Genomic DNA, 11798 nt, shown 5'->3' on the forward strand with positions numbered 1-11798 from the left:
GAGAAGTCTATCAACTATACAATATTTATTAAATTTAGATCATGATCCCGAGAACTCTGTGGTATCAATGTGATGATACTCAAAAAAAAATTAGTCAACATGAAATACTTGAAATAACTAATTCATTGGTTATTTTAGGTGAAGCGGGAATGGGAAAGTCTAGCCTTTTAGAATGGCTAGGAAACTTAAAAAATTACGCATATTGTACTGCACGTCAATTACTAAATCGTGCTGATCCCCGCCCTCTTCTTGGTGAAAATAGCATATTAGTTATTGATTCACTCGATGAGGTAAGTTCGAAAAATGATGGTGATGCAGTAGATGGAGTATTGCAAAAGCTTGAATTTTTAGGATATCCAAAATTTATTTTAGCTTGCCGTGCAGCAGATTGGAAAAGTGCTACAGGCATACAAGCTATAAGAGAACAATATTCAGAATCACCTTTAGAACTTCATTTAAATCCTTTTCCTCAAAATGATATGGCTATATTTCTTGAACAAAACTTTAGCACCCAAAGAGCTCAAGAAATTATCACTCACTTTACAGCTAAGAATCTGGATGATTTGCTAGGCAACCCTCAAACTCTTAGTTTAATTGCTAAAGTTGCAATTCAGGGAGAGCTACCTGAATCTTTAACCCAATTATTTGAACAAGCTATAGAAATTTTAAGAGCAGAACATTCTGAATCTAAATCTGAAGCACAATTGCCAAGCGAAGTCTCACTTGATGCAGCAGGAGCTGCTTTTGCCAGTTTAATCCTGACAGGTAATGAAGCTATTTCTAGAAAATCAATTATAAATTTAATTGACGGTGAACTACCGATAAGTGAAGTTAAGCAACTTCCTGGTACTGAAAAAATCGATCTAGTTTTAGGTTCACGCCTTTTTCGATCAAATGGAGTAGAACGTTTTACTTACATTCATCGTCGAATTGGTGAGTTCTTGGGAGCAAAATGGCTAGTAAAACTAGCTGATACTAACCGAAAACGTAAGCGTCTTCTATCTTTGTTCCATAGCCATGAATTTGTTCCGAGTAACTTACGTGGTTTACATTCATGGCTACTGAGTGACCCTGCTTTAGTCTCAAGTATTATGAAGGCAGACCCTATAGGTATTCTTGAATATGGTGATGTTGGAACCATAACAGTAGAGCAAGCTCAAACTCTACTAAATAGTATTCAAGATTTAGCTGAAAATAATCCTAGTTTTTATAACTTTTATAATAGAAATGGATACAGCATTCGAGCTTTCACAACGCCAATAATCTTATCTCAAATCCAGAAAATTATAATTCAATCTGATATTCCCTTTGGCTTTAGACTTTTTCTAATAGACGTCATTAAAGGATATCAACTTCCAAATGATTTTATCCAAATATTAACTAACCTTATTAATGATTCCAAAATAGAATTTGCAATACGTAAATCAGCTGGTGAAGCTCTAGCTGTTCAAGAACAATTTATAGATTGGCCTAGTATATATACATCCCTATTTCAATTAGGTGATGAGTCATCTATTAGATTAGCAATAGAGTTATTAGATGATACTGGCTACAACAAAACCAATGATGATTTAATTGCTAATCTTGCTATTTCATATTTAAAAATAAATAGTAATACTGTCGGAACATTATGGTATTTACAAGAAAATTTACCTTTAGAACAAATTGAATATGTTCTAAACTATTTTATTATGGGCTTTAAAACCCTTGAGAAAGATGATGATTCAGAAATTAAAAGTGAAGCCAAAAATTTTGCATACCGATTGATTCTAAGATTTATAGAAAAATATGCTATTACACCTAAAAAGTTGTGGGAATGGCTTGAACCTTTCGGGAATACATATGGATATCAAGACGAAAGTATTAAAGAGCTAGCAGAATATTTAAAAAATGATTACATATCAAAGCAAGCGCTACAGTACATGGTTTTGTTGGATTTACCCCACGAAGGAAATATTTGGCAAAGAGCCATATATCTTTCAAGTCGATCCTCAGGCTTAGCTCTTACTAGTCTAGATCTAATATTCATTCTTAAAAAATTGTATTTAAAAAATTCGAAAGATATTCGCTGGAAAGAAATTGTTCAATTAACACGTCACGATGCTGAAATTGGCAAGGAAGTAAGAGAGGCTGCATTACCCTTCACTCTCAATAGCAAGGATGATCAAACTTGGTTAAATCAAATTTCTGTCATTGAATTAGAAGATTGGCAAATTAAAGACCTTGAAAGGAAAAAACAAAGAGAAGTTAAAAAATCTACAGATCGAGCCAAACACAGATTATTTTACATCTCAAGTATCAATCGATTATGCCAAGGTGAATATGAACTGATACTTACACCAGCTAAAGTTTATTTACGTCTATTCACTGACATCAGTAAAGAGATCCCTGCACATGAACGTATATCAGATTGGATCGGATCTGATATTTCTGAAGCATGTATGGAGGGTTTTGAGGCAAATTTAATTAAAAACCCACCTGATGTGAATGCACAAGATATTGCAACTATTTTGCCTCAAGGTCGATACTACGAATCGAGTTTTATCCTGATAGTTGGATTAGCTGAACGTGTTAGAAATAGTAAATATTTTTCTGATCTCCCAGATGAGAGACTAATAGCTGCCTATCTTTTTTTATCGTATCGTCGATATGATGAGCACGCGGGAATCAGTAACCTTTATACACATATAATTGAAGAACTTAAAAAAAGAAAAATTTTCAAAGAAGCAATACAAGCTTTTTATGAGCCACACTTTGAAGCTCAATGCCCCCATATTGGTGGGTTATCAGAATTTATGAGAAAAATAGAATACGCTGAATTAGGTACTGAATTAGCAACAAATTGGTTAAATAAATTTAAAAATCTTAATAATGAGGATGAAAAGGAACTTGCGGATTGTTTACTACACAATGGAAAATTTGAAGAATTGAAACAGTTGATTCCGTCCTTAGATTTATTAGTGAATGAAGAACGACGAAAATACTGGATATCTGTCAACATACTTATAAATTTTGAAGAAACAATCAATAGTCTAGGAAGTCAACCAATAGATAAAAGTTTAATTTGGACTTTACGAGATAGAATAACTGGTCGCTACAGAGAGAATCATTACAATAATCTATTAAATACTAATCAACTAGAGTGGATTATTACAACTTTCCGAAATTTATGGCCAAATGTAGGTCAACCTATAGGAGGAACATTTGGGGATACAAATCCTTGGGATGCTTCAAAATTCATAGTTCAGCTCATTAAACTATTAGGTAAAAACTATAGTGATGAAGCTTGTAAAGCTATGGAACGTTTAAAAATATCATCTTTCGACGAATACACAGACTTAATCAAAACAGTAAAGTATGAACAAAGACTTATTCGTAGTGAGCATCTTTATATACCACCAACAATCAATACAATTAAAGCATTTATTACTAATGATAGTCCTCAATCAATCTCTGATTTACAAACAGTCATATTAGATGAGCTAAGTATCGTTCAAGCAAAAATTATGAGTGATGATGCTGAATCTTGGCGTGGATTTTTAAATGATCAAGGTAAGCCTTTTAATGAAGAACGATGCCGAGACCATCTAATCGGTTTACTTCGCCAAGGTGATAAAACAATCACATATGAACCTGAAACACATGTAGCAGATGACAAAGAAGTTGATATCACTTGTGTTGTAGGCAAACTTCGAATTCCAATTGAAATAAAAGGTCAGTGGCATCCTGACCTTTGGACTGGAGCAGACAAGCAACTTAATAAATTATATGCCACTGATTGGAGAGCTGAAGGTAGAGGTATTTATGTCGTACTCTGGTTTGGTGAGAGATCTGATAATAAAAAATTAAAAACACCAGGGAGAGGTAAATTCAAACCTACCACCCCTCATCAACTACAAGATATGTTGGTACTAAATAGTCGAATTGCTCAGGAAGGTAAAATTAAGATAGTAGTTATTGATTGCAATAGAAAAAGACTTTGAAAACACATTTTCAAAAATTGTCATAGGTTGTGTCGTTTTACCAAAAAAATGACATAGGTTGTGTCGCTGATCAATGTCATTGTACGTCGCAACCACACTCAAGTCATTGAAGTTAATAAACTCGAAATGACAAACTATGTGTCGCATGACGCAAAAGGGAGGCTTAACAGCCTCCTTTTTTTTAATTTTTTTTAAAATAAAATGGAGAATAAAACAATGCCTGATGATATCGTCACGCGACACATAAGTTGTCAGTGAAAAATATTATTTTGCATCTTGCTTTTCTTTTGCGACACATGCCACTACTTGTAACACAAGACCTTCAACAAAGGAGTTATCTTATCTCATATCTCCTAAAAGAAAATGGGCTGTTATTATGAGATTGGAAATGTTCTAGTTGTTTTAGGGGGGATTACCCTTTAATCCAATTATTTCTTACTTTAAAACTAAGACATTTTTCAGGCTTTTCAACTTACAGAAGATATCTATTTGTTGAAATTTCTTTGAATTCTATGGTTATATTTTATGTATTCGGTGTATGCCCATAGACATATTCATCTTTTGTCTGAAAAAAGAAATCAAAGCTTTGACTCATTAACGGATCTTGTTGGCTTTGCTTTTGGTAGATAAGTGCAAGGCTTTTGAGATAGTGATTAATCCAATCTATTTTGTTACAAAAGAAGGCATAATCTTTTAGATCCTTGTAAAGATTATTTAATTCTTCAGAAATGTTTTCAATATTTGGCTGAAACAACCAAACAGTAATATGCATTGGCTTTATTGCTGTAAGCTCATAAGGCTCCAATGGAGAAAAACGTTGGATGGTATAAAGTTGTGCACCATATTCACTGTAACTTGAACAAAGTAGTTTTGTGTTTTCAACCTGAAAGTAGCCTGTACCTAATTCTAGTTCTCTGATTTGTCGTGATATTTCTAAGCATTGAGGAAGCTTATTCATGTCTGATTGAGTAAGTTTCTTAAATAACTCAATGGCTCGACTAATCACATAGCTTTCGCCCGTTCCAGTGATAATCCCTTTATCCCATAATTGAATTTTAGCAATTTTTTTAGTATCGAATTGGGTTTCGCCTGTTTCTCTTAAAATAATTTTCTTATTGTCAGTAGTGACAATAATGCTATCATTTAACTGAATTGCTATGATAAATGTCATACTTTTAGCAAAATTAGTGAATTAACAATATTTATATTATGCCAAATTAAGGTTGAATTTTATAAACTTATAATAAATAGGTAAATCTATGGCTGGTGGCTCTCAGATCATCATCAATCAAGATGGAATAACTATCATCACCCCTGCAAAGTTTGAGGCTAAAGCAGGACAGCATCTTTTTCAGTCTGGTGCTCAAGTTCCAATGCTTAAAAATGTTCTAGCTCAACCTATTTGTATTGAATGTCTTGTGAAAGCAGCAAAAGAAGGTTTAGGGATAGTAAGAAGATGAGTTTACAAAATTATAATCTAGATCAATTAATTAATAATAAAATTAGTGAGGATTCATTTTTCTTATTAGTTGATGGGGCACAAATTGATCGTACTGTGATACACAATATTTCCTACACATATGGGGATGGTATTTATTTATTCAAAGGAACATATGAAGAAGAAGCCCATGAATATGGACCGATATTATTTGATTTATCACAACTAAGACAGGATCAAATAAGTAATCACATAGAACTTATGAAAGCTAAAGACTCTATGATTTTGATCAGAAGTTTTTTGGATACAAAACAATTAAAAAATACACTATTAGAAAAACTCTATCTTGAATTCGAGGATGGTGGAATTGGAATTCTTAGATATTACGACCCTCGTGTAATAAATCGTTTTTCTTTGATTTTTACAAATGAACAAAAAAAGCAATTCATGGAGGGTTTGGAATCAATTTCTTATTTACTTAATCACCTTATATACGAGATAAAAAGCGATGCTTAAGTTAAATAAAAATCAAATAGATAGCTTGGAAAAAGTAAAAAATAGAGAAGAGTTATGTGAAAAAATTTATAACTATCTTTTAGATAACAAACAATCTTTTCTTGAGTATCAAATTAATTACAACCTGTTAAAACAAGAAATTTACGCAAGTTTTGATTTATTGATTTCATTGTTATTAACAGATAACGAAGTAATTTCACAACTTATTGTATGGAATACCATCATAAGAAAAAATCTTCTCCAGGATCTAGATGTACAAAAATTTATATATGGGTCAAATCTTAGAGGAAAAGACCTATTGTCTACTTTAGAGTTTCATGAGTTAAGTGAGAATTAAATGGTAGGATTCCTTATAAGCTTAGGGCGATTAGCTACAGTTGGAGGCCGAGGAGCAGCAACTGGCACAACAGGAGGTGCTACAGCAGGAAGTACGACGATTGCTGTTGAAGCTGCCAAAGGTATGGCTGCTGTTGTTTTAGCTAAAGAGGTCAGTAAAGATATAACTAAACAACAGCGTTGTAATAAATGTGAACCTTATCAATTAGGTAATAAGCATCAAATAAAACGCCCAATGGGTAATGAAATCAATACTGAATATCAAATTAAAATAGCCAACTTATCAAGTTACCCTCTAACATTCCAAGCTTCAGATCCATATCTTGTTTCAGGAAATACAAAACAAACAACAGAAATACAAGAGTGGGTATTATCTGGAGTCTCATTTGATGGGCTATGGCCAATGCAATGTATACTTGTCGAAGCGAAAGGGCGTTATGCTCAATTTTTAGAAGGTAAACCTGATTTTATGAAAAATAATATTTTTCTAAAAATGCGTAATGAGGCAACTAGCCAAAGAAGTGTTGTTAGTCGTTTTAAAACATCAAAGTTGAATTGGTATTTTTATGAAGAAGAAACTAAAGTGTATTTTGATCGTTTCAGTCGCAACATAGTGCCAACAATTTTTATGCCTTTATAAAATAGGATTTCAGTATGAGAGAGTATTTTCTTAGTACACGAATACCAAAAATTCTTGGTAATAATGATAATGAAATAATTGAACAAATAGAAAAAGTTGAGCAGATTATATCTGAACTGTCAAAAATTGATCCTATTTTTAAGACTTGGTATATCAATAATGCAACTAGCTCAAAACCACCTTTAGACTATCCTTTCCCTTCAGAAAAATCGAAAAAATATTTGTTTAATCATAGAAAAGAAGACAGTTTTGAAATTTTTGGGCTCTGGAATGGATCGTTAGAAACAGAGCTTTTTGCGAGTTTTAGTTTCGATAGAACAGGTTTAGTTATGACTTTCAAAAAAGTCTTGACTCTTGAGCAAATAATTCAACTTTTTAAAGTCGTATTAGAATATCCTAAGAATGATTATGTATATCTAAATAGCGACTTTTTTGGAGATATCAATGTTTTTCCACATCGGTTAGAAACGACTTCCATTTGCTATATCCCCATTAAAATAGATGAAAAATTAATACCCCACCTTTACAAAATTGTTGATGTTGATACCCCTCTAAATAAAGGAACTATTCTAATTTTTGATGAGCATTGGGCAGATGAATCAGATGAAATGAAGAAAAAAGTACAAGAAAACTCTTTAGCCTTAGTTGAACTAGGAGTGATTCCTGAAGCTGAATTACCTGAGGATTTTTTTGAGCAATAGCAATTCCTAAAATCAAAGTAATAGGTGTTATAGACAATTATTTTCATTTATTAGTTTAAATCATACTCATATGACATAACGAAAAAACCCGATCATTTCTGATCGGGATTTTTGATTCATGCCCCATCTATGATTAATTTTTAAGCAAAGCAATTTAGTTGAAATTTCTTTGAATTTTAAGGTTGTATTTTGTGTATTCGGGATATGTCCATAAAAAATATTCATCTTTTTTCTGAAAAAATAAATCAAAGCTTTGACCCATCATTGAATCAACTTGGCTCTGCTTTTGGTAGATAGGTGCAATACTGTTAATGTACTAATTCATCCAATCAGTTTTATTCGTAAAAGATGCATAATCTTTTAGATAATCATAAAGATTTTGTAGGTTCTCAGAAATGGCTTCAATGTTAGGATTAAACATCCATACTGTAATGTCCATCGGTTCCACAGGAATCATACTATAACTCAGTTTGCCATCCATACTTTCTAATTTATAAAGAGCTCACTAAAGATAGAACCAAGTAAGAGCAATGCAATAAGTGTGAAGCCTATCAGTTAGGTAATAAACATCTGATTAAGCGTTCTATGGGCGCCGAAGTTAATACAGAGTATCAAATAAAAATATCAAATTTATCTAGTTATCCCTTAACATTTAACTCCTATACGCCATATATAGCCGATGGCAATACAAAGGCTACTACTCCAATCGAAGAGTGGAATTTAGTTGGTACATCATTTGATGGGCTATGGCCAATAGAATGTATTTTGGTCGAAGCAAAAGGACAATATTCACAATTTTTAGACCCTGAAAAACCTAGATTTCTAAAAATGGATGTTTTTAATGGGTTAGTTTTAGAAGCTAGAAGGGAAAAAACTGTAATTACTCCATATAAAACAATAAAACCTACTTGGTATTTTTATGAGAGAGAAGCAAAAACATTCTTTGATAGTAATGGAGGGCTTATTGTGTCCTCTATATACATGTCTTTATAAATAGGATCGAACATGAGCGAATTTTTTCTTAATACTCGTTTTTTTAAACGGCTACCATCATCAGGCAGTGATATTCAATCGCAGTTGAACACATTAAAAGAAATCGTAAAAAAAATTGTTGTAATCGATCCTATTTTTTCTACATGGTATATTAATAATCCAACTGGGAAAAACCCTCCTCTTGATTATCCATTTCCTTCAGAAAAAGCGGATAATTTTTTAATAACATTAAGAGAAAAGGATCCATTTCAAAGTTTTTCCTTATGGAATGGCGAAGATAACTCAAATTTCGGAAGTATTAATTTTGATACTTTTGACTTTAGAATGAGTTTTGAAAAAATAATTCCATATGAAAAGATAGTAGAAATCCTGAAAGTTCTACTTGAACATATCCAATTTAAATATATGTATATAAGTAATAATTTTTTTGCAGAGATAAATGTATACCCTCATAGACTTGTAACTTCTTCAATTTGCTATATATCTAAAACTATTGATATAGATTCTATCCCTCATTTATATAAAAAGATTGAAATAGATAATGATCTAAATAAAGGTAACATCCTTGTTTTTGATGAGAATTGGGCAGATGAATCAGATGAAATGAAGAGAAAAATACAAGAAAACTCTTTAGCCTTAGTTGAACTTGGAGTGATTCCTGAAGCTGAATTACCTGAAGATTTTTTTGAACAATAACAATTCCTGTAATTCCACAAAATAAGTCTTAAACGTAATAGTTTAATTTTATACATATAAATCATTACCTCACAAAAAAACAAAAAGCCTGATTATTTTTAATTAGGCTTTTTTGATTCACGCCCATCCAAGATTTCTTTTTAAGCAGCGTTAAGCAATTTTATTTAGTTTGTCTTAATTTACAAATAGCTAAACTTGCACTTTGACTAAATAGTTACTAGTTTCATAACCTTCTTAAAATTTTTAACTACATTCACCGTTATTCATACTATATATCAAGTTTCTAAAGGCATTTTTAATAATATTCTTAAAACCCTGTACTTATCAAAATGACACAGGTTGTGTCGTTTTATCCAAAAAATGACATAGGTTGTGTCGCTGAAATTGTCATTATTTGTCGCAATACTTTCTAAGTAATTGAATTTATGAGTATCGAAATGACAAACCTTGTGTCGCATGACGATTTAAACCCTCTTCGGAGGGTTTATTTTTTGAGAATAAAGCATGGAAATAATAATAAATACAACAACAAAAGAAAATTCACTGATTTATAGGTCGTGGATATGCGTCATTATTATGGGGCTTCTTTTCGGCATGTATTACCTGTTCATACAACGCTTTTACCTACTCATTATCACAATCATCATTACGCTTCCAGTAACACTCATTGCTGCAACAAGAACATGTCATCACTGCTATTTTAAAGCACTAACATTTAATAGCTTGGTCATATTCAGCATATGCTTTTACCCCCTTATCATTTTTAATCATACAATTTCGATTATCTTCATAAGCTACTGTTTAATTGATGGATATCTTGTACAAAAGAAAATTAAAACGCTGCTCAAACAACCTAATTTTATCCAGTCGATCCCTACAGTAATTTCCAATAGAGACCAATTCAGTCTTGACCATGAATTGATCCACGGGAGAATATGGCAACGAAAATATCACCTGCCTTTACTCTATTTAGTAATTTTATTCACTATTCCATTGGCTTTTCTATCGAGATTAGAAAACAGCTATTTTCTTTACGTACCTGTTAGCTTATTTCTCTCCTTTTTCATTTGGGAGTACACCATTAAGAGATTTATTTATTTTTCTTATTTATTCAAATCACACCTTCCTCACATTCAAACTACAAAATAGACAAGCTAAAAATGACTGTCGTTATGCAGATTACGGACGGATACCATCATCAAACCAAGGTCATAGTCCCTTCATCGCAGACGGAACTATGACAATAAACCTTCATTTTAAATAGCATTTTGTAAACATCAATCTCAATGCATATACCACTGCCATCGCAAATATTGCATAACCCGCAGGAGTAATAAACAACGGAATACATAAAACAATCACCACGGTTAAAGGATATAAAAGTTTTCTAAAGCCACTTTGATGATGCAATTCATGGAGTAAATATAAACTTGTCGTATAAATCACGAGGCTGATCGCCACAAAGTAGCTTTCTTTTTCAGAACTAATCAGTGCCTCATGCGAAACCACATCGACTGCGGCAGCTAAACTAGCACCAATCGCCGCGATACTAATAAAGACAAAGAAATGTCCATACCCCCAAGTAAATGCCATTTTTCGGCTATTTAAACGCTCTGCAATACTGGTATCAAAATAAGACCACCACATGGTGAACATCATCATCAGGCCGCCTACCATCAAAAAGATCAGTTCAGTACTAAAACGCTGATTTGTTAATGCATCAGTCATCGCAATCGAACAGCCGACAATAGATTCGCCTAAAACGATAATGGTGAGCAGTGAATATCGCTCTGCAATATGATGCGCATGCCAAGGTGTACGGCTTGCAGCTTCTGCAAAAACTGGCACAGAAAGTTCAGCAATTGCGAGCAAAATGAAAAGATAAACGGTGAAATGCAGCGGTGAAAAATGAAAGAACAGCCACCCGACTTGTACCAGTATGATGCCAAACGCATAGCGTAATGCAGTTTTCCGACGGGACAGATCATGCTTTGCAACGCGAAACCACTGCGTAACTAAGCCTAGACGCATAATGGCATAACCAATCACAATTACGTCAAAATCCTGCTTTTGAAATGCGCTTGGAATACCTGCAGCAATGACCAAAGAACCAATAATCTGTACAAAAGTTAAGATTCGATAGAGCGCATCATCATTATCATATGCTGAGGCAAACCAACTAAAGTTCATCCACGCCCACCACAAAGCAAAAAACACCATGCCATACAGCGTTAAACCCTGAGCTAAATGATTTTCAACAATGGCATGATGCAGTTGCTGCCCTGCGGTTGCGATCGCGACAACAAAGATCAAGTCAAAAAGCAATTCTAAAGAGGTCGCGACACGATGATGCTCATGTGGATCACGTGGGTGCAAAGGTTTGAGCCACTGACTAGGGAATAAAAATGATTTGGACATAGCATTCAGCTTTATTGTTTTCTGTCTGAATTTTTTCAAAAGCCTGAAATAGTTACAAGGTCGATTACATAAATCAG

10 protein-coding genes are annotated in these 11798 nt (G+C 33.1%); 8 read left to right on the forward strand and 2 right to left on the reverse strand.

The genetic code is table 11. The features are described from left to right. Positions 1-41: 41 nt before the first annotated feature. Positions 42-3983: an NACHT domain-containing antiphage protein EruA gene (gene eruA, locus AC25JC_RS08740; protein ID WP_486923868.1), complete on the forward strand. Its 3942-nt coding sequence runs from the start codon at positions 42-44 to the stop codon at positions 3981-3983. Positions 3984-4506: 523 nt separating this feature from the next. Here eruA and AC25JC_RS08745 read toward each other — a convergent pair. Next, positions 4507-5154: a hypothetical protein gene (locus AC25JC_RS08745; protein WP_486923869.1), complete on the reverse strand. Its 648-nt coding sequence runs from the start codon at positions 5152-5154 to the stop codon at positions 4507-4509. Between the two features lie 88 nt (positions 5155-5242). Between AC25JC_RS08745 and AC25JC_RS08750 the strand changes: the two genes are divergently transcribed. The 7 genes from AC25JC_RS08750 to AC25JC_RS08780 all read left to right on the forward strand — a co-directional run bounded on the left by AC25JC_RS08750 (position 5243) and on the right by AC25JC_RS08780 (position 9303). Continuing rightward, entirely contained in the window at positions 5243-5443 is a 201-nt protein-coding gene (locus tag AC25JC_RS08750; RefSeq protein ID WP_111886108.1) for a hypothetical protein, read from the forward strand. Continuing rightward, positions 5440-5937 (forward strand): DUF4123 domain-containing protein, encoded by a 498-nt coding sequence (locus AC25JC_RS08755; RefSeq protein WP_111886109.1) that lies wholly within the window; start codon positions 5440-5442, stop codon positions 5935-5937. The genes AC25JC_RS08750 and AC25JC_RS08755 overlap by 4 nt, the downstream gene beginning before the upstream one ends. Next, positions 5930-6274: a hypothetical protein gene (locus AC25JC_RS08760; protein WP_111886110.1), complete on the forward strand. Its 345-nt coding sequence runs from the start codon at positions 5930-5932 to the stop codon at positions 6272-6274. Before AC25JC_RS08755 ends, AC25JC_RS08760 begins: the two co-directional genes overlap by 8 nt. Further along, on the forward strand, positions 6275-6913 hold the full coding sequence (locus AC25JC_RS08765) for a Tox-REase-5 domain-containing protein (protein WP_111886111.1): 639 nt from the start codon (positions 6275-6277) through the stop codon (positions 6911-6913). It abuts the gene before it with no gap. Positions 6914-6927: 14 nt separating this feature from the next. Continuing rightward, positions 6928-7614, forward strand: a complete 687-nt coding sequence (locus AC25JC_RS08770) for an immunity 52 family protein (RefSeq protein WP_180034536.1) — start codon at positions 6928-6930, stop codon at positions 7612-7614. Between the two features lie 585 nt (positions 7615-8199). Further along, complete coding sequence (locus AC25JC_RS08775) at positions 8200-8607, forward strand: Tox-REase-5 domain-containing protein (RefSeq protein WP_180107314.1); 408 nt, start codon at positions 8200-8202, stop codon at positions 8605-8607. Between the two features lie 12 nt (positions 8608-8619). Further along, complete coding sequence (locus AC25JC_RS08780) at positions 8620-9303, forward strand: hypothetical protein (RefSeq protein ID WP_180107312.1); 684 nt, start codon at positions 8620-8622, stop codon at positions 9301-9303. A gap of 1251 nt (positions 9304-10554) precedes the next feature. Here AC25JC_RS08780 and AC25JC_RS08785 read toward each other — a convergent pair. Beyond that, a complete protein-coding gene (locus tag AC25JC_RS08785; protein ID WP_486923870.1) occupies positions 10555-11721 on the reverse strand; it encodes a low temperature requirement protein A in 1167 nt (388 codons plus the stop codon). Positions 11722-11798: the final 77 nt, after the last annotated feature.

Source organism: Acinetobacter sp. P37 (assembly GCF_057480965.1).